Here is a 26,449-nt window from a genome sequence, read left to right as displayed (position 1 = left end):
ATTAAATTATTTGACTTTATTTAACATTAATTAACTTATGTATATTAATAAAAAAGCTAAAAATATGGGTAATTTTCTATTATTATAGTATAGAAGTCTAAATTATCGTCAAAACTGGCCTATGACAAAATAAATTACATAGCCTTGAGACATAAAACTTGTCGCAGTCCATCATCGTTATGAAAATGGCGCTATTAGGTGCTATTGTTCGGGCCGTATTGCAAATATTATCAAAGCTAAGAAATATTAACTTGTAGGTCTAGCTATAATCCTAATTCATTTAATTCTAATATAGGTTTTACATTTTCTCTGGTAATCTTCGTTGAGTAGATTTAATAAGTACTTTTTGTATTAAGCTATGTAGAGGCAGGTTTTTATTTAACAAATTAAAAAATTAGTTTTTCTATGAGATATAGTTTTGGGATATTGTTATGTTATCACCTTAAACATATTTTATGTTCTGCGTAAATTTAATTTGTAATATATTAGAAATTTAGCCTGAGCGAAACAAAGTGAAAACTGGGCTTGGCCGTTCAGCGCTGCACACCCAGACTATACTTGCTGTTTCAACCAAGTAATTATTTATATTTAGGCAAGGTAATCGCATTCGAAACTGATTTAATCATAGCTAAGATTTTATTTGAACGTTCTTCGGCAATTTCCTTAGAAACTTCATCTTCTACAAGAAATGATTTACTCACCCAAGCACCAAATTCTTGATTAACATCAACAAAGGGACGTAGTAGTTCATTATAACGGGTAAAAGCTTGTATATAATTTCCAGTAGCAGCTTTTAATTCACCCGCTAGGATATAGGCTCCAACAAATGCCAAATTATTACCTTGGCCAGATAATGGAGAAGGACAATATCCTGCATCGCCAACAAGCGCTATTCGACCTTTAGTCCAACTATTCATTTTTACTTGCATAATAGCATCAAAATAAAAATCATTGCTTTCTGGCATGCGATTTAAAATATTTTTTGTTTCCCAGCCAAAATCGTGAAAAGTATCACGCAGGAATTGTTTTTGCTCCCGCTCATCACGGATATCTTTCAAGGTATGCTGTGATCGGAACATAAATCCAGCTCGTGCTATTTCAGGATCATTATCGCTATTGATTGAAATCAGCTTATGATTAGCTTCACACTCTAAATCCATGTGACGCAAGCCAAGGTAGTTTGGAATGGTAAATGTACTAAGATATGATCCCAGATGAATTAACTGATATTCATTTTTGTCGAAAATCATGCGTCTTGTAGCCGAGTGAATGCCATCTGCCGCGATTACGATATCATACTTTTCAACCTTACCATCCTTGAAAGTGACCATAACAGCATTAGCATTCTGCTGCATGTTAATAATGGATTGATTGAAATAACAAGGTACATCAGCAATTGTTTCCATCAGGATTTCAACCAAATCACCACGAAGGATTTCGACTTCGTCATCTTGCCTGAACCCAAATTTCTCACCGTGCTCCTCATGAAGCACCTTACCAGTCGTATCTACAAAGCGGCCACATTCTATTCGCGTGCGCATAGCGCATATTTTATCATAGATGCTCATTTCTCTAGCAACTTGCGTTGCTATGCCACGGATATCTAGCGCTTGCCCCCCTTTTCTAATAGAAGCAGATTTTTCAATCAAAACAGGAGAAAAACCAAATTTTTTTAGCCAATAACAAACTGCAGGACCTGCTATACCTGCGCCAATGACGAGAATTTTGATATTTTTAGACATTGATAATTACCTTTCTAGATTCACTTTACTGCTTTAAATTTGTCTCATCATTACTTTATTTAATCGCAATAGCTTTGGTGTCCTTAAAATAAGTAAATCCTTTTAATCAAAATTTTGCTTGATTTTATAAGAGCTACGTTTAGTTGACATGATCTTGTATATTCTTCTTTATTTCAAGTAAGTCTATAAGCCCGAGAAATAATAGAAAATAATCTTTAGCAACGACAGTTTTAAGAATCAGAATAATGCAACTTTATACTCTATAGCTTAGCGCCGGTGTTTTTAGGATAGTTTAAAATATTACTTAATTAAACTTTAGTTATTTTTTTCATAAATGCTAAGTACATCATTTCTAGTAAGGCTTGCTATGGCACTACTTAAATAAATTAATTAATAAATCAATGCTTATTTGTTTTTTAACAAATCACCCCTTTTAAATAATTTAAACCAAGCTCAGTATTTACTTTAAAATGAAGTAAAGGTAGTATCTTGAAATATGAAACAAAAATCAAGAAGGTCTTCATGACACATGGTGGTAAGCGACCGGGCGCTGGCCGTCCTAAAGGCAGTGGACAATATGGTGAAAGTACTTGTATTGTTCGTATCCCCCGTTCGCAGCTAAATGCTGTGAAAGCTTCTTTGTCAACAAGATCATTAAAGGTAGGTCTTCCCTTTTTTTCAACTACCATTCGTGCAGGATGTCCTACACCGATTGATGATAGTAGAGAAGAATACATTGATTTAAATACCCATCTTGCTGCTCAACCTGAATCAACATTTTTAGTCACAGCCTCTGGTGACTCCATGATAGATGCAGATATTTATGAGGGTGACATGCTTGTCGTTGACAGCAAATTAGAAGCTTGCTCAGGTGATATTGTCATTGCAGTCATACATGGGGATGCAACGGTTAAACGCTTAGCTATTTTAGACCATGAAATTCAATTATTACCTGAAAATCCTCATTATCAGCCTATTATATTGAATGCTGATGTGGAATTTAAGCTGTTAGGTGTGGTGACTCATGTCATTCATCGCGTTAAATAAAGGAGCATTGTTATGAAAAGTTTATTTAATTCTCTCTTTAACTCAAAACATAAGTTAAAAATAAAAACGCTTGCCATTCTTGCCCAAGATAGGAAGGTTATTAATCCTACTATCGACTGTAAAAAAGTAAAAAATCAAAATAAACCTTAGACAGTTGATGTGAAATGTTATCTTTTCTAAAGAATAAAGTAATAAATAAAATAAATAGCATTTGTTCTTTAACTTATTACACTTAGTGAACTGGAAATTAAGTATAAGGGCATGTCTTTTGTCTATTGAAAGAAGTGTCTTAGTAATAGGGTTTGTTACTTATTTAGAAAGCCACTATTTGGTAATAAATAAGGCTTAGTTGCAAATAATATAAAATGTAGCAACTATCTAAAATTTAATTTTAAGACAATTGCTACATTTAACTTTAAATAGATGTTTTCTAAAAATGAGTTAATTCATTTTAGGTTTGACTTCTGATGATACTCTAGGTGCGCCATCTCCATATAAATAAGAATTAATCAAAACTAAGGCGCTTTCAGTTAATGCCAAAGCCATTCCAGCCATTCCCAAAACTTTCAATAAAGGGCTGGCTTCGCCAGAATCAGTATATGTTTCAAATGCCTCAATTGCCAATAACATAAATCCGGCTGTAAATTGCACCCCTCCAACTATTTGGCCCATATAAGTATAAGCCGAATCATCACCTTTATTTTTATAATACCGGTTACCAAAAAATCCAAATGCACCCATAACCATACTACCAATACCAGTAACTGTATTTCCTTTAGTCAAAGGTTCACTTGCTTTACTTAAGGCATACAGTACTGCAGGCCCTCTAGTAGCAATTTGAGTATTAAATTTTCTTGCGTTTTCATAAACATCAGGACTTATCTTACTTTTACCTGCTGAATTATTATCAACCGTTTCTTGCTCCGTTATCTCTTGTGGCATCACTTCTCCTTGTCGACTTTTAGAAAGTATACGATAGCATCGTTTTTTCAACATCACAGTAAGTTTATCAATAAAGGGAATATCACTTTGCATTAATTTAAGAGTATTTTTGAACTTCTCTTTACATGGTCAACTATCATATAGTTTTTTTTGTTTTTGATTAACTCAATTAATTAGGGTGTAATCTGTCTGACTGCTCCCGGTTGAAGCTTCTACTATTAATTTATCTTATATATTCCAACAGCTAACAATAACCAGCCAAGGATAAAGCAAGCTCCACCAAATGGGGTGATTATTCCAAGTGCTTTTATTTGCATCAAGCTCATTAAATACAAGCTTCCTGAAAAAAGCAGGATACCAGTAAAAAAAGACCAACCCGCTACTTGTAGTATTCGTGTGTTAAATTGCCAAAGAATTATCCCAACAAACAACAAGGAAAAACTATGGATAAATTGATACATAATACCTGTTTGAAAAATTTGCATCTGATAGCCACTAAATTTTGTCTTTAAGACATGCGCTGCAAAAGCACCTAATATTAGAGCAGTCATTGCTGAAAGCGCCCCTATTAACATAAAAATTTTAAACATTTTTAATTGAGAAGTGGAACGAAGCATTGTTTATCCTGGAACAATTTTAAAGGTAGAATATCGGTTGATTATTAAAATATCAAATACACCTATCATTTTGTATATGTATTATTTATTTTTATGCAGAATTTATTGTGTCTGATATAACATTTCAGCTCAATAGAGATATGAATGCAAGTAATACCCCACATTTAAAAGAACACAAGGGATAGAAGAGAATTAATTCAATAAGCTTGATTAAAATTTATCATAATTAATAGTAATTTTTGCAAATACGTTAGCTTTTATTATAACTTTATTTTTATACTTCTTAACTTAAATAGTTAAGTTTTATTATTCCATCAGAAGCATCAATTATTTAAGATAGTTAGGCCAATCCAAATGGGTAGATTATTTAAATTTATAAGTTGGATAAAATTTCTGAGTTAGGAAAAGAAAATAAAGTTTAATTTCTTTAATTTTCTAGGAATGAATAACAGTAATTTGCCGCTATAATACAATTTTTGATAAGTAATGTCTTTATTGAGCTCAGTCTTAAAGAGAGATTAAGCAATGTACTATTAAAAAAACATATTATTAATTATTTAAAGTAGTTAAATTGAGGAGTTGTTGTATGTATATGTTTAAACAAGTTGAAAAACCAGTGCAAAAAGTTTTTCCTCTCGAAGCCTTTCAGGCACTTGCAAAGTATTTTCTAAATCAATTAATCGTTGCAGTGCCAGTTATAAATTCCAATGGCATAACGGAGGCTTCTTGGAGCGTCGGTGAACAAATTACTCAAGAGCAGATGAAAGAGTTTGTAAATAATTTAAGCCAAAGTTTATTTGATGAAATGAAGGATATTAAAATAGTTCCAGGGGTAACGCGCCCGCAACCAATTTTAATTTGTGATATTATTTCATACATAGAGAAAGCGCAATTTCCTAAGGTATGTATACCTGATAGTAACTTAATAAAACCTATGGTATCTCTAATACCCGATGGACGAATTACATTTGATGATGGTTATACAGTTGGTGATGTATATAATCCCAGTAAAAATATTAATTATACTACCCCTTTTCTTGAAGATTCTGATAATCAATTTGATTTAACAATTTAAGGTTATTTTATTTATAAAAGATTATCAAATTGGCGTAGTACTCTATGCCAATTTTGATAAATAATTTTTTTAAAATATCATTTTTAATGATCGCTGTTCTAAACTCTCTTTAAAGTTTAGATTTATGAAGACCCAAGCCTTTTTGTTTGCACTTAAAAAATGTCTTTAGTAAAGTAGATGATTAATTAATGGATATTACTTAATTATCTGTTTTGACTCTGAGCTAGATTCCAGTCCATGCGTTGATAGATGTTCCAATAGTCTTTCTGTATGCTCCTTTTGCTTGTGCACGCCTCCAAAAAGATAAAGATTAACAGTTCTATCTTTTACATCAAGTTCTGCATGACAATAGCCAACATTATTATCAAATTTTGTACTTGTTTTCACGCAACAAAAATCATTGGCTATATCTAGATGCATATTACCTATTAATCCATAGACTGTTGTAATATTTTTATGTTCATTTAGATAATTTAATAAGTTTTCATAAGAGCGTTGATTAGCGAGATGAACCATCTTTTTTTCTAATTTATCCTTAATATCTGTTATTCCCTCGTTAAAAAAAAACCTTTTTAGAATATTAAAAACACCTAATGTTTCACGGGCGGTTTTAAAAAAACTACTTTTAAATTTATTCATATCATGAGTTTTAATTAAATCATCAGCCCAGGGTGGAAGAGCAGCAAAAATATTAAGATCACTACATTTTTGCAGAATAGGTTCTATAAAATGTTCTATAATATATAGACTTGTATGCTTTTCTTCTACTTCCTCGTCCCACCAACTTCGTAACTCTGCTTCATAAAAGGCAATCAAGAAATATAAATAAGCTTTTTGCTCAAATTCAGTAGCTTTTTTAAATAACTCAGGATAAAGCTCGACTGTATAACCACCTACAACAGCATCAAAAACCCTACACTCATTATCTCTAGCTAGTTTAACAATAGAATATTCCCCAGGAAAATTATCTGGGTTTTCTTCAGCAATCTTAGCTCCTTCAATTAAGAAAGCTAAATTATCACTATAATCAAATCGCTCGATTTTTTTAAACATAGTTAGAATTCAGTCGATTTAGAAAATTTATAAGCATAATATCATTGGCTAGAAATTCTGCAATAGCAATTTCAATACTACCTTTATAGAGAAAAACTGGCGTAAAGATATCTCTAATTTAATTATTGATTCGTTTATTAAAAAGATAACCCATTGAAAGTCTTAAGCCATCATGGACAACACTAAGCAGATTTCCTTTATATATCACTCTATCATATAGATTTGCACTGTCTATTTGCACAAATACAAAAATTAAAATTTAATTACATAATTTACCTTTGGCTCAACATTGGATTTTTGGTTTATTAATGTTAAACAGGATAAAATCTCTTGAGCTAATCTTCTTTGATTAAAATTAGGGGTAATCATTGTGATTATTAAGTGAGCTAATGGGCTTTCTTTTTCAGAGTTTAATCTTTCTAATACGCCTTTATAATAAGCTTTATATCTTTTGACAAAGTCATCAAGTGTACTATCTAATGTATAGTCATAATAATCTTCATAAAATAATTCATAAAAAGTCATACCTAGTGCATATACATCGGAAAATTTTCCATATATACATGGTTTGCAGGTTTCATGGGCCTCAATAATTTCTGGTGGAATATGCGAGCCCTTTAATTTACTTGTAAAGGTTTGATTTAATAATTTTGCGCCGCATCCATAATCATGAAGTATCGCCTTTTGGCCATCAAATAAGATATTTTCGCGCCATATGTCTAAATGTAGATAATTATTATTATGTAAAAATTGTACTTGTTCTGCTTAACTCAATAAAGGCGTGAATTTTTTCTTGGAAAGTAAAAGTAGAGAAAATATCTTTTAAGGGAGATCCTTCAATATATTTCATTATCGTATAATGTTTTTCTTGGTTTTTTAAATTCCTTCTTCTCATTGAAGCTATATATTGATTAGTTAATTTAAGTAGCGCCTCCTCTATCTCTATTTGATTGATTACATAATCTGTTGCTTGTTCTATATTACCGGTGGTCTTAAATTGATATTTAATTTGTTCTGTTATATTTTGGATCTTAATGGCAACTTTTGTATCTTTTTTTAATATTCTTCCTTGCCTAACAGTTCCAAAAGCTCCTTTCCCTAGTAATTTTTTCAGCTCATATGCATTATCTGTATTATCAAATATATATGACGAAGATATTTCAGAATGAGAAGAGTGGAATTCAAATTTATTATTGAAAAAATTTAATCCATCTCTATATCTATGTATTTTTAATAAAGCAGGGTTTCTACTTTTTGATTAATTCAACTTCTCTTTCTACTTTTTCCGTTGTCACTGCTGTATCCCTAGTATTTTAATACTTTAAAGTCTTAATCTAATGTTTCAAATGTTTTAATTAAATATCTAGTACTAGGATTAATCTTCAGCAATATAACGATTTTCTTCCGGCCAGCATATCTAGCCATAAACTTTAAGCCTAATTTATTGTTTTAGAATCAATAGCAAACTGCGATAGTTAACACTAACAAACCAAGTGCCCGGCGAAAATAATTTACTCCACTTGTTATCTCAAGCCATGCCCAAGTAAAGATAAAACCAAAACTAAGCATGTGTAAAAGATAGTGAATTCTTGGTTGATTATTGCTCCAAAGAAAATTCAATAGTGCGAATATAAACCAAAAGATCAATGGCCAATTAGGAGTCTGGAATACTACGATTCGGTTTTGTTTGTCTTTAAAAAAATCAAGGAATTTGTACATATCTATTTTTCTTATTAAATAAACTATATGCAGGAGCCAGGCAAGTTATGTATTTTTAAATCTAGCCACTTAACCAAATGCTAGAATTTATCAGATTTAACTAAGGAACTTATTCTTCAAATTCAACATAATAACACAGCCCTGCTACCTTTAATAAATAAGTTAAATAAACTTTTTATATGGCGTTATATTAAAGCCACCCTTATTTAAGTTCTATTTTGAGATATCGTGCTAAATATACTAGCTAAGGAACAAATCGCTGTAGAGTCCAAGTGTTATTAATACATACTGCAGCTATTGAGTCTGACAATCGATGTTCATTTAATTGGTAAAATCTTATTTTTTCTGGAGCAATTGTATAACCAATATACTCTTGAGGTCTTTCTGGAAGCGTTTTTTTGTATTGATTCCTTAAAGTAATTAGTTCCTTATCTAGCTCCTGCTGTTTTTTTATCCGCTGCCCAGACTTTGTGCCATAGACTAAAAAACGTAATCTTCGTTCTTGATCATAAGTCTCCCAATGTCTTAAACTTTCGCTTTCACTAAGTAGTCTTACTCTACCTAAAACTGTAATTTGTCGTTGTGTATTAGGTAACATAAAAGTAAAAGAAACATAGGGATTAACTGAAATATGGGCTACTTTCGCACTACCTATCTGGGTAAAGAAAAGTAAACCATGTTCGTTTATTTCACGGATGGCTACTGTACGGCTTATTGGATGCCCATTTTCATCTACTGTTGCTAGAACACCCATTTTAAATGGTAGCGATTCTATTTCTACCCAAATCTTCATTAATTGGAGTAACCAGCTATAATCAACTTGTTCGGGTAACTCTTCTAGAAACCAATCTCTGTCTGTAAATAGCATTTTTATATCACTTTTTTCTAACCAGATGAGTGAGATTATATTACCAAATTAATAATCATCATAATTGGCTATAACTGATTACCTCTTTTAAAACTTTGGTTTATTTGAATAAAACAGGTTAGCAATGACTTTATTAAAATTTGTGTTATTGGGATATTTAAAAATTCAATATGAATGGTAATTAAATTAATAGTTTTTTATATCGATTAATAAGTCTAATTTTGTTTACCTTCTACTTTTTTACTTCAGAAATTTGCTTCTCAATAAATTTTTGCATTTCTTCTTTTTTAGGAAGTTCTAATAAGTATTTAGAAACGAATAACTGATTATCCATACCTGCTAGTGCATACTCCGCTAAGGCATGATTCTTATCGGTACATAGTAAAATTCCAACAGGTGGGTTATCGCCTTCACTCATCATATTTTGTTTGTACCAGCTAACATAGGTATTTAATTGCCCTATATTTTCATGAGTAAATTTTTCAAGCTTTAATTCAACTAAAACATGACATTTTAATAGACGATTATAAAAAACTAAATCAACGAAAAAATGCTCCCCGCCAATTAAAATTCTTTTCTGCCGTGCTTCAAAGCAAAATCCATGGCCTAATTCGAGTAAAAAGTGCTCTATTTTCTCTATTAATTGCGCTTCTAAGTGAGATTCACTCATCACTTCTTGAGAGGTTAAACCAAGAAATTCAAAAATATACGGATCACGAATTGCTAGATTATTTTCTTTATTTAATTTAGATGTATGTGCTAATTCAGATAATTTTATTTTATTATGAGAAAGGCCTATTCTTTCAAAATACAAGCTATCAATTTGTCGCTTTAATTCACGTACAGACCAACCGCCTTTAATACATTCTACTGCATAAAAATACCGCTTTAAGTCATCATCAATATCAACTAACAATTTAAACAGACTATAGGATAGATTATTAAAGAGCATCTCTGGTGGAAGCTCAAATTGTGCCGACGCTGTCGGCATTTTTATTTCCGCTTGATTAATTGGAAAAGCAAGAAGAGTATTAAATTGTGCCGACAGTGTCGACGCGATTTGCGGATAGCAGCGATAAAATTTCATATAATCATAGAGCTGCCGCTTGTTGCAATTGCTAACTTGAAGTTTCTCTAACTGCTTTGCCAACCTTGCCAACAATTTTTCACCATAACCTGCCCTATCCTCGCCTCGAAGCTCATATTCTGAAATGTAATAACCAATTAACCAGTTTCTTGCAGTAAGACAATGGTTAATAGCTTTACTTGCTCGTTTAGATAATTCTACATGCGTTATTTGTATAGAATTAATTAAATTACTGAAGTTCCATTCTGGAAAAGACATGTTTTTTATTAAGTCAAAAAATTGTTGTTTATTATATAAGAAACAAGCTTAACTAGTTAAGTGGCTCTCAAAAAAGGATTAGTTATCGCAGATGCAATAAAAATGTATTTATAATTGTTAATTTGATTTAACTTAATACTTATAAATGTTAAAATTCTTACTATTATTCTCAGGGTATGATCAATATGTGTCTTATTAAAGCTCAAGATAAAATAAAAAAGACAAGTGAGCTTTCTTCTTTCTCGTTGTTACCATTACGAAAAGAATTATTAACTAATCTGGTTTCTTTAAATTACAAGGACATGACAGCTGTTCAAAAACAAAGTTTGCCAATTATGCTGCAAGGCTTTGATGTTATTACGCAAGCCAAGACTGGTAGCGGCAAAACAGCTGCTTTTGGCTTGGCTTTGTTAAATTTTCTTAATATAAACTGGTATGCTATTCAAGCATTAGTTATCTGCCCTACGCGTGAATTAGCAGAACAAGTAACACAAGTTTTACGAAAATTAGCAAGAACTTTACCTAATATCAAAATTCTTAATTTATCAGGTGGCATGCCAATGACACCTCAGTCAGAGTCGCTAAAATATGGGGCTCATATTGTCGTAGGTACCCCAGGGCGACTACAAAAGCATTTGGCTAAAGGATCATTGTCTTTACAAAATTTAAAATTATTGGTTTTAGATGAAGCTGATCGAATGCTAGACATGGGTTTTTTTGATCCCATACAACAAATTATTTCGCTTACCCCTCTTAAACGACAAACATTGCTATTTTCTGCAACCTATCCCGCGCAAATTAAAGAGCTTGCTAGCAAATTCCTCTCTAATCCAAAAACAATTATCATTGAAGAAGAAAAAACAGACGTAACTATTGAACAATGTTTTTATGAGGTTGCACGGCAAGCTGATAAACTTACCTTATTAAAAACTTTATTATTACATCACCAACCCAGTTCGACCCTTATTTTTTGTAATACTAAAGAGCACGTGACCCAACTTACATCATGGCTGCTTAAAGAGGGCTTTTATGCTATGGCTCTTCATGGTGATATGGAGCAATCCCTGCGTGATTTAACATTAATTCGCTTTGCTAATTATAGCTGTCCCATTTTAGTTGCAACTGATGTGGCCGCTCGAGGTTTAGATATCGAAGAGCTCGCTGCAGTCATTAATTATGATTTGGCATTTGAACCAGAGGTTCATATTCATCGTATAGGCCGCACAGGTCGAGCGGAAAAAAGTGGGAAAGCAATTAGTATTACCATACCGGCTGATGCCTCTCGACTATTGCTCATCGAGCAGCAATTAGGCTTTCCGCTACCTTGGGGAGAAATTAATAAATTAAGCCAAAAAAGTGACTCGCTTAACCCACCTCAGATGGTAACTTTAAATCTTACTCTTGGAAAAAAAGATAAAATTCGCCCTTCAGATATAGTAGGTACTTTGACAAAAGGAGCGGGGCTTGCCTATGACAGCATTGGTAAAATTAACATTACAACATTTAATTCCTATGTAGCCGTTGTGCGAGAGCAGGCAGATAGAGCTTGTCATTATTTATGCACAGGTAAATTAAAGGGTCGGAAAGTAGGGGTAAGGAAATTAAAATAATAAGATAAAAAGGAGAACTGATGCAAAAAGAAACCGGCACGGTGGAACGTTTTAATAAAATCAAAGGCTATGGTTTTATTACCTCTGATCGCGATAATAGAGAAATATTTATTCATTTTTCTGAAGTACAAACGCAAGGTTATAAAGAGTTAAAACCCGGGCAACGGGTTAGCTTCCTGCTAGCACAAGGTGAAAAAGGCGAGTTTGCTAGGCAAGTTCAAGTTATTGACTAAAGATGCCTATTTAATGCCTATAAATTTATCAGATAATGTTACTAAAGTCCTTTAAGGTGTATGTATTATGAACGGAGTCTCTCTTATTCGCTATGGTAGCGGCTCATCCCAAGCACGCAAATATTTTATAAAAATTTGCGCGTTATTGCAGAGAAAAAAGGTTTTAATTTTAGATAATGATCCTGAGCTTTGTGCAGCAATCTTAGCATGCTCTGATACAAAAGGCACTTTTGTAGAGCACCTTTTTGCGATTCCTGCATGGCAACCAATTTATTCTATAGAATCTGAAGATGGGATGCGTTGGAAAGCACTTTCAATGAATTGTTGTCAGGTTTTTCGTACCTTGCGCTGGAAGGAGGTTACTCCCCTACTTGTAAATTCAGCTATTCAAATACTAGCAAATGAAGTGCAACTTAATCCATCATTGATTATTAATGCAGAGCAGATATCACGTATTGTATTAAGGGTTTTATATGAGATTCTATTTGAAACAAAAATTAAGTCAGAGGATGAAATACTTTTTTATAATGCGTCTATTGAGTGGCGTAAAGAAATTGCTTTAAAGGGATCTGGAGATATAGAAGTAAAACAAGCCTTTTGCCAACGCTTAACTGAGATTATTAGAAATTCAAAGTATGGTGAGGGCCTTGTAGATGAGGATATTAACGATCCTACTTTGTGGTTATCTGTATTTGCCCAGCCATTTATTTTGTCACCACAAATAAATGTTAGCGATATTATGGTCTCTGTTTTTACATTTCTAAGAGAAGATCCGGTATTGTATGCAGCCACACGTAAAAAAGCTGCCGAAGGAGATAATACCTTTCTATTAGCATTACTTATGGAGTCTATTCGCCTACAGCACCCCTTCCCCATCTTAGAAAGAGAGCTTTTAGTCGATATGATGATTGAAGGTAAAAATATCTTAGCTGGCACCCAAGTTCTAATTATCCTTGACCAATTTATACAGAGTCCTATTTTTAATCCACAATCTTGGCTAAATACAGGTTTAAAACATCCCTTCGAGGGACTCGTATTTGGAGCAGGAAAACGCATCTGTTTAGGTAAGTCACTAGCTAAAAGTATAATGGTAGAACTCTTAAAATCACTATTAATTTATATTCCCGATACAAGCATTCAGCCTCATCTTAATCACTACTACAGTGGTCGTGATAATGATGCTAAGACCTCAACTAGAGAATCTCTATATCAAATTAAGATATTTGGTAAAGCATTTTGGCGAAGCTTTAAAATAGGACTTAACAAGACATTACGATGATAACGGTGGCGCAGCAAACACAATCTAATTATAAAGCTGGTTAAATAGGCCCTTGATTAACATTAAAAAGCTGTAACCCTTCTTTAAATTAAGAAAATTTCTTTAGCTATCTTTAACTCTACGAATGTTTTTTGCTATGTATTATTTTTGTAGTTTGTGACTCCTCTCGAGCTAATTTGCTGTCTTCTTTGAGAGGATTAAAGAAATTTTTTTTGGGGAGAGAGGTCAATAACAGAAAGGTTAAAAGTTTTGAGAAGTTAGGGTCATCTTTTGATAGGTGGTCTAGAGGCGATTTACCTCGTTTGGTAGTCATACTTAAAGCAGCACGCACGGCTTTATCAACATCACTATTAACCTTTGCTAAATTTAATAAAGACTCTATGATGGGAGCCGATTGAGCAGCTATCATATGCAATGGATTCCAATGTTGATCATTTTTTATGGTTAAAGCTTTCGCAATGGCTAGGGCAAGTGGGGTATTTTCCTGTGCTAAAATAAATAATTTTTCTAATTCGTTGGATGCATAACGAGCCATAACTAATAAACAACATCGCTGAATTTGATTTTCTTGAGATAAGGCTAAACTTAATGTTCTTATCAATTCAGGGGAGTTAAAAGCGAGCTCAACAATTTTTTGCAGTTGTTGGGGCGCATGGTGAGCAATAACATTTAAGCCACCTCTTTCTAGAAGTTGTATGCTATCTGGGATAGTTAATTTATCAAAAAGATCAAACTTAACGTGTGTGTTTGCTCTAAATGAGGCAAGCTCTAAAGCCATTGCTTCACTTTTTAAGCATAATTTAATTTCTTCTACACATGCCTCTGTCGTATCAAAAGATTTAGTCATTGTTTTAATAGATTCATGTGAATAATTAGAATCATAAACAACCCATTTCCCTTCCTCAAATTGTATAGTTACCACATGATTTTCTGCATGCGCAAGACAAATATTACCTGGCAACTGTTCTTGATTATCTTTTAATAAGGAAGCGAGCTTTGAGGTTTTAAAATAACCACCAATGACTGCTTTACTTTGAGCTTGAAAGAGCTCGCCATTAATCATCATCTCAAAAAACTTTTTATCAGGCTCAAAGTAATGAACTTGTCTAATTTCCTCTGGTAAAAAAGATTGTACGGCTTCTTTAACTTGAGCCTGTTCGGTTGCAACAATGTTTAATACAAATTCAAATACATTTTCTAAAGTCCAAGTTCGAGCTGGTTCTTTATGGCTTGTAGGTAAAAAAGATTGTAAATCGATGCTCTGATTTAATGCATCAAAATTTCCTGGTGACCAAGTAGCTACTTGAGCAAGTATGGTTTTCCACCAATTGCCATAGCCTGTTGCTGAAAAAGCGCCTTCGGCAACAGAAAAAGCAAAGCACTTACCTCCTGAGGTAAGATAACTCCTTAATTGTTTTGCATGTTTTCTAATTTCTTCTTGTTTAGCGAAAGATACCTCTTGTGGTAAATTTTGCTCCGCGACCTCTTTGCACCATTGTTCTGCCTTATAATCGACAAAAAGAGCGAGATGTTCTTTAATAATTCTCTGTGTCATCGTTTATCTATGGTCATAATTTAATCTAATTATAGACCTTCATTTAAAAAATCCGACTTAATTAGCCTAGCACTTGCCTCCTTAGTCATAATTCAATTAGTGGTCCAAAGCATAAATAAGATTTTAAATCACTGTTACCAAAACATCATGCTCTCTCTTTTCTGACCAAGTAAGCGAAATAGAGCTACTTTGAGAGATAACTTTTTAGGGATGCTCAGTAGCGGCTCTGTTAATCTCTTGAAAATTATTTTTCGATGATAAGTAATTATATAAGTACTAAAATAAAGATAGAGAAATTAATTTTTAAATTATTTTTAGGATAGTTAATTGACTCTTTTTTCAAAAATTTAAGGCTAAAAGTTTTAACTAGTCTTTTATAAATTCAAGTAGTGAAACACATAGAATTAAACAAGGCTTGTCAACAGGTAACAATTTAATTTCTAGCTTATTGATGCAGTAAAGGGAGATTTTATGGCTAAATATAAGCAAAAAGAAGAAGAGAGACTCGCTGCTCTTTATGAGCTTGAAATCCTTGATACGCCTCCTGAAGAGCGTTTTGACCGTATCGTACGATTAGCTATTGGTATATTGCGAGTTTCGGTAGGTTATATTGCTTTTTTAGATAGCAAGCGGCAGTGGTTTAAAGCTAAATGTGGTTTTACTGTTAAAGAAACTTCACGGCGTACTTCAATTTGTCAGTTTACTATAAAAAAAAATGAGCCTCTTATTATTCCTGATATTTCTTTAGACGAAAAGTTTGCTAGTAAAGCAACCGCCCTTGGTAAGGCATTTCCAATGCGATTTTATGCAGGGATTCCGTTAAGCTTTGCTGGCCTTAAAGTAGGAACGTTATGTGTAGCTGACCAAAAGCCCAGGGAATTGCAAGATAAAGAAATAGAACTTTTAAACGAATTAGCAAAACAAGTTGAAGATCAACTTGCATTAGTTGCAATTACTAAATTAAAAAGATCATTACGAGAGACGAACATAGCTTTAAACCAAGCAAAAGAACAGCTTGAAATGCGGAATAAGCTAATTATCAAAATTTTTCGCTCGTATATGTCTGATGAAGTCGTCAACAAAATTTTGACTGCTCCTAATCAAATTAAGCTGGGTGGAGAGAAGCGTAAAGTTACCATTTTGTTTAGTGATCTACGTGATTTTACCTCAATAGCAGCTTCTATAGCGCCTGAAAAATTAGTTGAATTGTTAAATTATTATTTTAGTTGCATGGTATCAATTATTGAAAAACATAATGGTGTAATTAATGCTTTTATTGGCGATGCAATAATGGTTATTTTTGGCGCGCCTTATGAAAGTAAAAATGATGCGTTATCAGCAATAGCCTGTGCGATTGAAATGCAATTAGCGTTAAAGAAAATAAACACGCATAACATGAAAAAATCTTTACCTAATCTAACTATGGGCATTGGAATTAATACCGGGATTGCTGTAATAGGAAATATTGGCTCAGAAAAACGTAAACAATATACAGCAATAGGCTCAGCAGTTAATTTATCTTCGCGAATCCAGGCACTTACCTTAGGTGGTCAAGTACTTATTTCAGAAACAACTCGTTATGAGGGCGGTAACTTAGTAAAAATTAGTGGCCATCTACGTGTTAAAATAAAAGGATTTAATACGCCAATTAAAATTTATGAGGTAGTAGGCGTTAGTTTTATGGATAAACAAGGGCAATTGAGAACCTTAGTAAATAAAGTTTTATAATAGCAACGTTTCAAAAGCAGTGGTTGATAAAGCGAAAAGACGAATCTGATTATACAACTTGTTGGCCCGCATAGCTTTTTGTTAGCGTAAAAGAAAGAAGTAAGTATAACTTAGTGTCATAATCTAAAATCTAATATTTGCCTAAAACTAATCAATTAGTAGGTTTTTTCATACTTAGTATATAAAAAATTAATATGGATATTAATGAAGTAATTAAAAACGCTATGGCAATAGGTAATTGACTTTTATGATGAACAAGAGCTATGGTGCTACTTGATAATGCGCCACCTAAAATTTGCATAAAACCAAAAATCGCTCCAGCTGTCTCAGCTATTTTAGGAAATGGAGTTAAAGCACCTGCTGAGGAATTAGGATATACAAGACTTGAACCGCACATAAAAATAGCAATAGGGGTAACAATAACATAAACATTCATATACCCTAGTAAATAAAATAACAACATTAATAAGCCGGCGCTAAACTGGCATAAAAAACCAAAATTTATCATAGTATTAATACCAAATTTTGTAACATAATTGGCATTTATAATACCGCCTAAAGCAAAACCAAGCCCAGAAAAAATATATATCCAACCAAATTGTACTGGAGTTAGACCTACTTTTTCTTGTAAGACTATGGGAGCAGCAGTTAACCAAGCTAAAATTCCAGCATAAGTTAATACAAGGCATAATGAAAATTTTAAAAAAACAGGTGATTTAAATAAGCAACCTATATTATTAATAATTTTAGATAATTTTAAATTATCCCTACAGTGATGTTGGTTTGTTTCTGAAACTTTTGCATAAAAAAAACAAAGGGTAATAAAACTATATAGACTCAAAAACAGAAAATTATAACGCCAACCTAGAAATTGTTCTATATAGCCACCAAGTACCGGTGCTGCCGACAAAATAAAAACGCTGGATATTGCTAAATAGGAGTTATATACAGCTAATTTTTCCTTTTCAAATAAATCCCTGAGTATTGGACGAGCTAATGATGTTCCAGCCCCTGCCCCAAGTCCTTGTAGAAATCTACCAATTAATAAATAATGAATTTCTAATGATAAATAACAAACCATCCCTCCAATAAACGCAATAGATAAACCAATAATTAACGGAATTCTTCTACCTATAGCATCTGATAAAGGCCCATAAATCAGCTGTGATAAACTATATCCTGCCATATAAATTGCCAGAGTCATTTGAATCCAACTTGTGTTTATATTCAATTTTATTGCTATGCTGGGTAACGAAGGTAGATACAGGTCTGAAGCAACTTGGCCTAATGTTGCAACTAAAAGGATTATCACCACTATTGATATGCTTTGGTCATTTTTCATAAAGCAATTTTAAAGAACCTACTCAAATATTAAATCTATTATAAATATTAGAAAATAAATATGTTCTATATTAATAAATCCTTAATAAAAATACTTTATACTTTGCAAAAATTAATCAACTAAACAGATTTATAAACTATGTTAAGTGACACTCCTGAAAATAATGTAGACGAACGTAGCCAATTCAACCAATGTTTACCACTTTTAACTTATGTTAGTAGTATAGGTGGAGTATTATTTAGTACTATAGGCAGTGTTATAGTAACGCCTGTAACAATAATAACGGCTGGCACCAGTAGCTGTTTAACATTTACTACTCTATGTCATAATAGCCTGGGATTCTTTTCAACTACGCCTGCTTCAGAACGTAGTAAAAACGTTAATAATCATTCGGTTTCAGAACCACTGCTTATGAACATAAATTAAAATTAATGACTAAAGGATTCAGGAAATGCGGTTAAACGGGCGAAACAAAGCCCGCTCTAGAAGCTTAAATGGCTTTATTAGAATAATGAATGTATTCATTAAGATAGATGGGTTGTGGGTAAACTCTAATTAATCTAATTTGCCAAAGACCTAGGCAAAATTTAAAATCGCTAAATCAAAGCTAAACTTTTAAGCATCAGGAAGATAAATATATGAAGCAATTAGGATTATTGAGCTTATCATTTACGCTGGGTATCTTTTTTAATGCTGGCACTTATGTAGTTCAGCCTAGCTATGGTATGACGGCTGGCAGTTTCCCCTCTCAAACCACAGTATTACCAGAACCTCTGGATCCAACATTTTTTGCCAACTCATCTTTCCAGGATCTTTTTCCTGGAGCTTCGGTGTTACATATAGAGTCTAGAAATTTCCTTGAAGAGTCTTTGTTAACTACCTATGCTCAAGGTGATGTTTTGATCGCTGCTATTCAAGGTGAGCCAGGTCTGGCAGACTTAATAGTCAATTTTCCAAAACTTAATGAATTAGAGCGCATTCAAGTAATGCAGCGTGTCTTTAAATTACAAGTCAAAACTTCAGGATTGCCTGCTCCAGAGTTATTTTTAGATAGCACTGCAAAAAAGTCGACATTCTTTCAGTTCGACCCAGCCCAACCAGGACCTGGCAAAGTCATATTAAATCCTATTAAACTCTTCGCGGATGCAAATCCTCATGCTGCACTACTCTTTCTGATTCATGAAACGCGCCACTCTTATCAATTTCAGCTAGGTTTTGGCGGTATAAATTCGGTCGATGCAACAGCCTACCAATTAGGATTTTTTGCACAAAAACAGCTATTTGATCAAAAAATTAAAGTGTCATTTTGTGACTTCCTAACATTGAATCAAGAATATGAAGCCTTTCTTTTTGGAAATTATGTATTAGCAGTTCTAACAAATGGTGTTGTCAAAACGGCAGACATGGGTACTTTCGCAAGTCAGTATCTCATTCACTCAGGTTTGAGATTGGATCTACCAAAATTAGCCCGAGAGACTGATTCTCAAAACCTTCTCAACGCATTCAATGAATTGGAAAAAGCACAATATGAAGAGAGTCGTAAAGCTCTAGTTAGGTTTTACCTAGCTAATGACTTATAGAGTTAGTGACAAAATTAGACTTTAATTTATACTTTCGCAGTATTATAAAGAAATAATGTATCTCTTAAATAAGAACGCATGAGTTACTTGTTTGTTGCTGTTGTTGCTGTTGTTGCTGTTGTTGCTGTTGTTGCTGTTGTTGAGCTATGGGTATAGCCACTTGATTTGGCACTACGTTATTATTTACTTGTGCTGCTACTGCTGCCTGTTTTGCTTTCTCTACATGGGCCTTTATCTCACTCTCGCTCCATCCAATTGATAAAATACCTGCATACAAAGCCTCTAATAAGAAAATAGCATGGCAAAAGGAATCAGCATCATTTCCTTGACAATTTTTATCTTGAGTAACAAGCATAATGGCTAAGACTAATTGTGCTATAGCAAGTAACCCTAAGGCGCCATTTTGTATTCGATCCTTTGTTTCTATATCGGAGCGAAAAGCTGTATAAACGCCTGTAATAGTTTGTATAATTTTTTGTGGGATTTGAACAATAGGCGTAATATTCTTGTTAAAGATATCAATTAAATTACTGGCTATCTGTGTAAAGGCAGCTACTTTCTTAGCACCTAAACCTGATGGTTTTGCTTGATGGTTTTGTTCAATAGCCGCTGCAATTTCACCAACGCACCATCCTAATAATAAAAGACTAGAATAGAAAGTTTCTAATATCAAAGCACTTTGGCACATGGAATTAGAAGAGTTAGTTTCGCAGGCTTGATTTTGAAATAATAAGGTTGTAGCTACGCCTAATTGTGCTGTAGCGAGCAGAGCTAATATACCATTTTGCACTTTTTCATGTATCTCCACATCTGAACGTAAGACGGTTGAGAACTCAATGAGTGCTTGAATAATTTTTTGGGGAATTTGTGCGGTTGGGTTAAATTTACTTCCTGGTATAGTAGAAGCAAGTTTAGCAACTATCTGAGTCAACGCGCTAGATTTATGAGCATTTAGGCCTGCTGTCGAGCTTTTAAAAAAGTCAAAAAACTTATTTGCCATATCTTATTTTAATCAGTTAGAAGACTTATTGTATCAATTTTTAATTAACTTGTCTAAAAAATATTCATTAATTTTAAAACCAACACAAATAACTATTTATATATAGTAGATTTTAGAGCTAGATTAATACTTAGATAAATTCTAAACGAGAAACTATACTAAAAATGTTAAGGTTAAATGATTAATTAACAAAGGTGAGGCGGACTATGAAAGTAATAAATGGATTAGACGTAGTAGTGTTAATTATATTAATTATTGGTGGTATTAATTGGGGACTTGTTGGTTTGGCTAAATTTGATTTAGTGGCTTTCCTTTTTGGCCCAATGAGTATCTTGTCACGTATTGTATATTGCTTAGTAGGGTTATCAGCTTTATATACAATTTATCTAATAGTCAAATGGTTAAAATAATTTGACACTATGTAAGTTCAGTGTTTTGCACTCTATGGTGGTAGAAATTAGAGATACTGAGCTATAGCTACATAGTAGTAACGAAATTGCAAGGGTTTGCTGCAGTATTTAATTAATTAGCAAGCCCTCTTTTAGTTTTCACGAAATAATTTAATTTCACCTGAGTAGTAATATATTGACGGTACGTAATTTTCATGAGGAAGTAACCTTGTAATATAGTGCTATTGCAGCTATACCATTATATAACACTTTGAATCTATATAATAAAAGTTATATTTATCAGATTGATTTATATATTTTTTTCAATTAAATTTATAATTATTGCGTATTGTCGTCAATCCTCAGCAAGGATTCTTCGGCTTTTATATAAACTCCTAAAATAGTTCATATCGGACAAGCTTTTATTTAAAAGGTATAAATAGCCACTATTATTCATCCCACCAATATTGAAAATCACCATTTAAACAATAAGTTTTATATTTAAACAATTTATTAACTATAATTGTAAAATTAGATTTAAAATAATGTTGCGGGATTTAGTTATGTTAAAAAACATCATTTTTTTTGATCTAGATGAAACTCTTTTTGATCATAAAGATCCTTCTCACTATTGGTTTCATGAGTTAGAACTATACTTAAAATTTCTAAAAACGAATCATGCTGTTGTATTTGGTATAGTTACAGGGTGTAATATAGCTGAAGCTAGAGCAAAAATTGATGCATTGGATATCAAGGTATGGCCTGATTTCATTGGAGTAGGTTTTGGTACCGATATTTATTATCGAGAAAAACAAAATTACATTGTTGATTCTTCCTGGCGACGTTTACAACTGTCTACCTATAGCAAACAATCTATCAATAATATTGTTTCTACTTTAAAAAAATATGAAATTTTTTTAGTAAAAGAAGAACGAAGTGATAATAATTTAAAAGATAGTTATTACTATTTTAATGCTTTTGCAGAAAATCATAATTTATCTCTTACAATGCAATTAAAAGTAATAAAGCTTTTAGCAAAAAGGAACAAGATAAAAGTCATTATTAGCCAATGTAATCATAATATTGGTGACCCTGAAGATGCATTTGATGTTGATTTTATTCCGTTAGCTTGCGGAAAAGAAAATGTCGCCCGCTATTTGCTAAAAAAGTATCATCTGACTAAAGAGCAAGCCTTTGCTTTTGGCGACAGTGAAAATGACTTAGCCTTACTTAAAAGTATGCGCCATGGCTATGCGGTTGCTAATGCCACCCCTAATTTAAAAAGATATATTAAAAATTGTTGTCCTTATAGTTATGGGCAAGGAATTATAGCAAGTCTTAAAGCTCATTTTAGGGAGTAGAAATGAAAAGGAACAAACCAATTCGCAATCAACCTCTGCCTTGGGAATTACCAGGGGCCCACTACATTGACGAAGAAGAGATAAATGCAACACTTGAAGTACTCTACTCTAAAAGTTTATTTCGCTTTTATGGTGAAAACTTACTAAATAAGGTTGATAATTTAGAAAAAGAATTTAAAAAACTAACTCACCGGGAACATGCTCTGGCGGTTAATAGTGGTACTGCCGCCCTCTATATTGCTCTTAGTGCCTTTAAAATAGGACCTGGTGATGAAGTGTTAGTTCCTGGTTATTTATGGGTTAGCTGCATTAGCGCAATTGTTAGAACAGGTGCCATTCCTAGGCTCGTTGATATTGATGAGTCCTTTTGTATGTCAGAAAGTGATCTCCTGCAGAAAATTAATATTCGCAGTAAAGTCATCTTATATATTCATATGAGTGGAGCAATGGGCAATATTCAACCTATTATGGATATTGCTAAAAAAAATAATTTATATGTCTTAGAAGATTGTGCACAAGCTGTGGGCGCTACATTAGACAATAAACCGGCTGGCTTCTTCGGTGATATTGCTATTTATAGTTTTCAATTAAATAAAAACATGACTTCTGGTGAAGGAGGTATGTTAGTTTGTGATGACAAAAACTTATACGATAGGTGTTTTGCAATTCATGATTTAGGTTATGCGCGTAATGCCAATGGACGCCTTGATACTACAAATCCGCAAATTCAACTATGGGGAATTGGTGCAAGAATGTCAGAGTTAACTGGAGCTGTGGCCTTGATTCAGTTAGCTAAATTACAAAAAATCGTAAGCGCAATGCATCATTCTAAATATCGCATTTTAGAAAACATTAAGCACCTTCCTGGATATACCTTCCGCACTGTTTTTGATGCTAGTGGCGACAGTGGCGCTTTCTTAATAATTTCTTTTCCCAGTGAAGAAATATGTCGCTTTTATGTTAGGCGTTTAAAAGAAGAAGGAATCGACGGCCCTCCCGGCAGTGTTGCCTGTGTTGTATTAGGAGATGTTGATTTTTATTGGTATTACAATACACCAGGCTTGGTTAATAAAACATCTAATACAGCAGATGGTTTTCCCTGGAGTCATCCAGATAATCAATTTGCAAAAGATATTTCTTATCAACATGGCGCCCTTCCTTCTTGCGATGATTTGGCTGCCCGAAGTTTAAAATTAGCTATTGCGTCTAATTTAACTGAACAAGATGAAAACGATATCGTAGCGGCTTTTGAGAAAATAGCTAAGGAAATCACTTGACTCTCTCACTGAAAGAAGTGTTAACCCTTGATATTGAAGATTGCACTGCTATTACATTTGATATAATTATTGTTGGCTCAGGCGCTTGTGGTGGTGCAGCGGCGATAAGTTTAGCTGAAAAAAATCTAAATATACTTATTATTGAAGCTGGTCCTTTATTATTAACAGAGCATGTTGGTTCACTTTCTTTAAGATATAATCCGCCTTTAATTAAAAAACTTTCTGAAAAAAGCTCTAGCCAAGCTTTATGGCAGGACAATACACAGCGCTTAAACCGAGAACAAGTATGGACTGTTGCTGGTGGTAAAACCCTATTTTGGGGCGGGCATTCTCCGCGCTTTAGAGAGGAAGAGTTTAATAAATGGCCGATAGAAAAGGATTTATTGCAAGATTGTTATTGCTGGGCTGAGGATTTCCTACATATAAATAAAAACTTTTTTGCCAATCAAACTCAGAGTGAGTTAATTAAGAGCTCTCAAGAACAAGGTCTAACTATTGAGCCTGCCTCATTAGCCTTAGAAGATAATGGTAATCCCTCCACGCTACCTAATATGATTTACAGTAGTATCCATACTATTCTCGCCCATTCCCAATACACAGTGAATCTTAATCAAACTGGAATTCATCTAGCTTGCGATGCTAAGGCTTTAAAAATTCAGCATCAAAATAAAAGAATAAAAGGCATTGAGGTTAAAAATATGGTTAATGGTGAAAAATGTCTTATTAAAGCAAGACATTATATTTTAGCCTGTGGTGCAATGCGTTCCAACCAATTAGTGCTTCATAGCTTATTAGAAACCCCTGCTTTCTTAACGGGTCAATATTTAAGTGAGCACTTATTCTGTAAGGGATTAATTCGTTTAAGTACGCCTTTAACGGAGCCAGTTTATCTTCATGTACCAGCCCAACGAGAAAAGCCCTATCTATTTGAAATTCATGGGCCCTTAAACCAAACTTGGTATGATAATAATCATGCGACCATCTGGCTTGACTGGATTAAAAATCAATCCTACCTTTTACTTTATGGTTTTGGTGTAGCAGAAATAATTCAAGAAAATAAAGTAACGCTACACAGCGAGGAGCCTGGTTATAAAGTGTATTATAATCATACAATTACTGATCACAATACTATGAAAGAAATGCATGACTCTGCTAAAAAGATAGCAAAAAGTCTCAATGGGTCTTTAGAAAAAATTGAGTTTCAACCCCCTGGCTCCAGCTATCATGAACGTGGAGGATTATTAATGGGTAGTCATCCTAAGCATAGTGTCGTTAATGATAAGGGTCGATTTTGGAATTATGAAAATCTTTATTGCATGGATTCAGCAATATGGCCCTCACAAGATGCTGCTAATTCATGCCTTACAATTACAGCGCTAACACGTTATTTAACCTGTAGGTTTATGAATTTTTAAAAGGAATTAATAAAATGAATAAAGAGTCATTAAAAACTTCTCCTAAAAAATTCATTAATTGTGAAACTTTTACGGCTGATAATCGTGAATCTTATCTTATTGTTGTAGGAGGAACCTATTATGATATTGGTTTTTTACTCGGAAAAACTCTTGGTAAGCTCTTCGTAGAGGAACTGGTATCTACCTATATAAGCCTTAGAAGAAAAATTGCTTTATTTCTTAAAAAAGAAAAAACTATAGATAAAGACATAGAAAAAGCGCCAGAAGCTTTTCTGCCTTTCTTTCCTAGTGAATGTAAAGAAGAACTTTTAGGCTTTTATGAAGGATGTAAAGAAGCCGGCCATCCTTTACCAGACAACCAAATCTTAGAAAAATTTACCGTTCTTATTGAAATTGGTGAACAAGAATGCACTTTATTCGCAGCCCAACCTCCTTTTTCTAAAACGAATACTTTCCAAATGCGAGATTTAGATTATTACAAAAATTTCAATATGCGCTATATTCCTACTGCAGTGATTCGTATTCCGCAAGATGAGCAAGGCTCTTCAATCGATTACCCGTATGCGTCTTTTGACTTTATTTCCAACCTACCTGGGGGCGTACTGACCGGTATTAATGAGCATGGTGTCGTTATCAGTCAAAGTCGCGCTCCTTTTCCTACACGATTTAGTTTTAAAGGTATACCTCTTAAACCACTTATTCAGCAGGTCCTTAGTAAAGCCCGAACTGCCCTAGAAGCTATTGAAATAATTAAGCAAACACCACCTGCAACGGCACATTTTGTTATTATTTCAGACCCCCTACAAACTAAAGATTCATTGCAATTAGTATTTATGGGCCCAAGTTTATTAGAAAGTTATCGTTATGATCAAATGCCTAATCTAGATTTAATTCAATACCCAAAAGATATTGTATTTTATCGACCTATAGATGGTTTAGTGTATTGGACTGATATGGTAGATAGGCGAATAGATAACTTACCGAAAGATCTTTTTATGAAAGATTTTTATAACCTTATTGATAAATATAAATCGGATTTTCAAAAAGAACAAGGAATAGAGGTTGCTAAAAAAGTGGGCAATGACATTACTTTTATAACTGCTTTATTCAATAGTAGTGAACGAAAAGCATGGGTTGCTTATTCTTTAAGAAAAACGGCTGCTTACAAAAATGAATTTATTGAATTTGATTTAAAAAAATATTTTGCCATGAAATGAATATGAGCTCGCTTAGGAGAATCCCATAAATTCTACAGAAAAAGCATTTTACATA

The 26,449-nt window shown here is 33.2% G+C and carries 23 protein-coding genes and 1 pseudogene; 14 read left to right on the top strand and 10 right to left on the bottom strand.

All coding sequences use genetic code 11. The annotated features are described in order from the left end of the window. Positions 1-578 precede the first annotated feature (578 nt). Complete coding sequence (locus ACNVED_RS15115; protein ID WP_419421390.1) at positions 579-1,742, bottom strand: tetracycline destructase; 1,164 nt, start codon at positions 1,740-1,742, stop codon at positions 579-581. A 522-nt stretch (positions 1,743-2,264) separates the two neighbouring features. On the opposite strand from ACNVED_RS15115, the gene ACNVED_RS15110 reads away from it, so the two are divergent. Continuing rightward, positions 2,265-2,789: a LexA family protein gene (locus tag ACNVED_RS15110; protein ID WP_419421389.1), complete on the top strand. Its 525-nt coding sequence runs from the start codon at positions 2,265-2,267 to the stop codon at positions 2,787-2,789. 12 nt (positions 2,790-2,801) lie between these two features. Then, positions 2,802-2,939 (top strand): hypothetical protein, encoded by a 138-nt coding sequence (locus ACNVED_RS15105; RefSeq protein ID WP_419421388.1) that lies wholly within the window; start codon positions 2,802-2,804, stop codon positions 2,937-2,939. Between the two features lie 291 nt (positions 2,940-3,230). Here ACNVED_RS15105 and ACNVED_RS15100 read toward each other — a convergent pair whose 3' ends face one another. Together ACNVED_RS15100 and ACNVED_RS15095 are read right to left on the bottom strand one after the other, a co-directional pair. Then, positions 3,231-3,731 carry a hypothetical protein gene (locus ACNVED_RS15100; protein WP_419421387.1) on the bottom strand — a complete coding sequence of 167 codons (501 nt, stop codon included), beginning with the start codon at positions 3,729-3,731 and terminating at the stop codon, positions 3,231-3,233. A gap of 218 nt (positions 3,732-3,949) precedes the next feature. Beyond that, positions 3,950-4,348 carry a DUF423 domain-containing protein gene (locus ACNVED_RS15095; RefSeq protein ID WP_419421386.1) on the bottom strand — a complete coding sequence of 133 codons (399 nt, stop codon included), beginning with the start codon at positions 4,346-4,348 and terminating at the stop codon, positions 3,950-3,952. A gap of 586 nt (positions 4,349-4,934) precedes the next feature. On the opposite strand from ACNVED_RS15095, the gene ACNVED_RS15090 reads away from it, so the two are divergent. Continuing rightward, on the top strand, positions 4,935-5,423 hold the full coding sequence (locus ACNVED_RS15090) for a hypothetical protein (RefSeq protein WP_419421385.1): 489 nt from the start codon (positions 4,935-4,937) through the stop codon (positions 5,421-5,423). 195 nt (positions 5,424-5,618) lie between these two features. Here the strand turns inward: ACNVED_RS15090 and ACNVED_RS15085 are convergent, their stop codons facing one another. The 4 genes and pseudogenes from ACNVED_RS15085 to ACNVED_RS15070 all read right to left on the bottom strand — a co-directional run bounded on the left by ACNVED_RS15085 (position 5,619) and on the right by ACNVED_RS15070 (position 10,408). After that, on the bottom strand, positions 5,619-6,476 hold the full coding sequence (locus tag ACNVED_RS15085) for a hypothetical protein (protein WP_419421384.1): 858 nt from the start codon (positions 6,474-6,476) through the stop codon (positions 5,619-5,621). A gap of 252 nt (positions 6,477-6,728) precedes the next feature. After that, positions 6,729-7,229 (bottom strand): annotated as a pseudogene (locus ACNVED_RS15080) (protein kinase domain-containing protein); the annotation flags it as partial. Between the two features lie 1,210 nt (positions 7,230-8,439). Continuing rightward, positions 8,440-9,063 carry a pyridoxamine 5'-phosphate oxidase family protein gene (locus ACNVED_RS15075; RefSeq protein WP_419421383.1) on the bottom strand — a complete coding sequence of 208 codons (624 nt, stop codon included), beginning with the start codon at positions 9,061-9,063 and terminating at the stop codon, positions 8,440-8,442. Between the two features lie 232 nt (positions 9,064-9,295). After that, the gene (locus ACNVED_RS15070; RefSeq protein WP_419421382.1) at positions 9,296-10,408 is read right to left on the bottom strand and encodes a PDDEXK nuclease domain-containing protein; all 1,113 of its coding nucleotides are present in this window, start codon (positions 10,406-10,408) and stop codon (positions 9,296-9,298) included. A 185-nt stretch (positions 10,409-10,593) separates the two neighbouring features. Here ACNVED_RS15070 and dbpA point away from each other — a divergent pair, with 185 nt between their 5' ends. From dbpA to ACNVED_RS15055, 3 genes are all read left to right on the top strand, one after another. Then, complete coding sequence (gene dbpA / locus ACNVED_RS15065; protein ID WP_419421381.1) at positions 10,594-12,018, top strand: ATP-dependent RNA helicase DbpA; 1,425 nt, start codon at positions 10,594-10,596, stop codon at positions 12,016-12,018. Positions 12,019-12,038: 20 nt separating this feature from the next. Continuing rightward, on the top strand, positions 12,039-12,251 hold the full coding sequence (locus ACNVED_RS15060) for a cold-shock protein (RefSeq protein ID WP_419421380.1): 213 nt from the start codon (positions 12,039-12,041) through the stop codon (positions 12,249-12,251). Between the two features lie 67 nt (positions 12,252-12,318). Beyond that, positions 12,319-13,530: a cytochrome P450 gene (locus ACNVED_RS15055; RefSeq protein WP_419421379.1), complete on the top strand. Its 1,212-nt coding sequence runs from the start codon at positions 12,319-12,321 to the stop codon at positions 13,528-13,530. A 118-nt stretch (positions 13,531-13,648) separates the two neighbouring features. Here the strand turns inward: ACNVED_RS15055 and ACNVED_RS15050 are convergent, their stop codons facing one another. After that, entirely contained in the window at positions 13,649-15,085 is a 1,437-nt protein-coding gene (locus tag ACNVED_RS15050; protein WP_419421378.1) for a hypothetical protein, read from the bottom strand. A gap of 471 nt (positions 15,086-15,556) precedes the next feature. Here ACNVED_RS15050 and ACNVED_RS15045 point away from each other — a divergent pair, with 471 nt between their 5' ends. Beyond that, a complete protein-coding gene (locus ACNVED_RS15045) occupies positions 15,557-16,813 on the top strand; it encodes an adenylate/guanylate cyclase domain-containing protein (protein ID WP_419421377.1) in 1,257 nt (418 codons plus the stop codon). Between the two features lie 151 nt (positions 16,814-16,964). Here ACNVED_RS15045 and ACNVED_RS15040 read toward each other — a convergent pair whose 3' ends face one another. After that, on the bottom strand, positions 16,965-18,155 hold the full coding sequence (locus ACNVED_RS15040) for a multidrug effflux MFS transporter (protein WP_419421376.1): 1,191 nt from the start codon (positions 18,153-18,155) through the stop codon (positions 16,965-16,967). Positions 18,156-18,293: 138 nt separating this feature from the next. On the opposite strand from ACNVED_RS15040, the gene ACNVED_RS15035 reads away from it, so the two are divergent. Further along, positions 18,294-18,581, top strand: a complete 288-nt coding sequence (locus ACNVED_RS15035) for a hypothetical protein (RefSeq protein WP_419421375.1) — start codon at positions 18,294-18,296, stop codon at positions 18,579-18,581. A gap of 212 nt (positions 18,582-18,793) precedes the next feature. Next, positions 18,794-19,735, top strand: a complete 942-nt coding sequence (locus ACNVED_RS15030) for a hypothetical protein (RefSeq protein ID WP_419421374.1) — start codon at positions 18,794-18,796, stop codon at positions 19,733-19,735. A gap of 64 nt (positions 19,736-19,799) precedes the next feature. Here ACNVED_RS15030 and ACNVED_RS15025 read toward each other — a convergent pair whose 3' ends face one another. Continuing rightward, positions 19,800-20,735: a hypothetical protein gene (locus ACNVED_RS15025; RefSeq protein WP_419421373.1), complete on the bottom strand. Its 936-nt coding sequence runs from the start codon at positions 20,733-20,735 to the stop codon at positions 19,800-19,802. Positions 20,736-20,941: 206 nt separating this feature from the next. Between ACNVED_RS15025 and ACNVED_RS15020 the strand changes: the two genes are divergently transcribed. The 5 genes from ACNVED_RS15020 (at position 20,942) to ACNVED_RS15000 (ending at position 26,394) form a co-directional block, all read left to right on the top strand. Further along, positions 20,942-21,145 (top strand): DUF378 domain-containing protein, encoded by a 204-nt coding sequence (locus ACNVED_RS15020; RefSeq protein ID WP_419421372.1) that lies wholly within the window; start codon positions 20,942-20,944, stop codon positions 21,143-21,145. 542 nt (positions 21,146-21,687) lie between these two features. Then, positions 21,688-22,485 carry an HAD-IIB family hydrolase gene (locus ACNVED_RS15015; protein ID WP_419421371.1) on the top strand — a complete coding sequence of 266 codons (798 nt, stop codon included), beginning with the start codon at positions 21,688-21,690 and terminating at the stop codon, positions 22,483-22,485. A 2-nt stretch (positions 22,486-22,487) separates the two neighbouring features. Further along, positions 22,488-23,762 (top strand): DegT/DnrJ/EryC1/StrS family aminotransferase, encoded by a 1,275-nt coding sequence (locus ACNVED_RS15010; protein ID WP_419421370.1) that lies wholly within the window; start codon positions 22,488-22,490, stop codon positions 23,760-23,762. After that, positions 23,759-25,177, top strand: coding sequence for a GMC oxidoreductase (locus ACNVED_RS15005; protein ID WP_419421369.1), 1,419 nt, complete (start codon positions 23,759-23,761; stop codon positions 25,175-25,177). The genes ACNVED_RS15010 and ACNVED_RS15005 overlap by 4 nt, the downstream gene beginning before the upstream one ends. A gap of 14 nt (positions 25,178-25,191) precedes the next feature. Next, entirely contained in the window at positions 25,192-26,394 is a 1,203-nt protein-coding gene (locus ACNVED_RS15000; protein ID WP_419421368.1) for a hypothetical protein, read from the top strand. Positions 26,395-26,449: the final 55 nt, after the last annotated feature.

Origin of the sequence: Legionella sp. D16C41, assembly GCF_048541585.1 — a bacterium.
GTDB lineage: Bacteria > Pseudomonadota > Gammaproteobacteria > Legionellales > Legionellaceae > Legionella_C.
The sequence above is the reverse complement of the archived record's forward strand: the minus strand, read 5'-3'. Positions and strand labels throughout refer to the sequence as shown.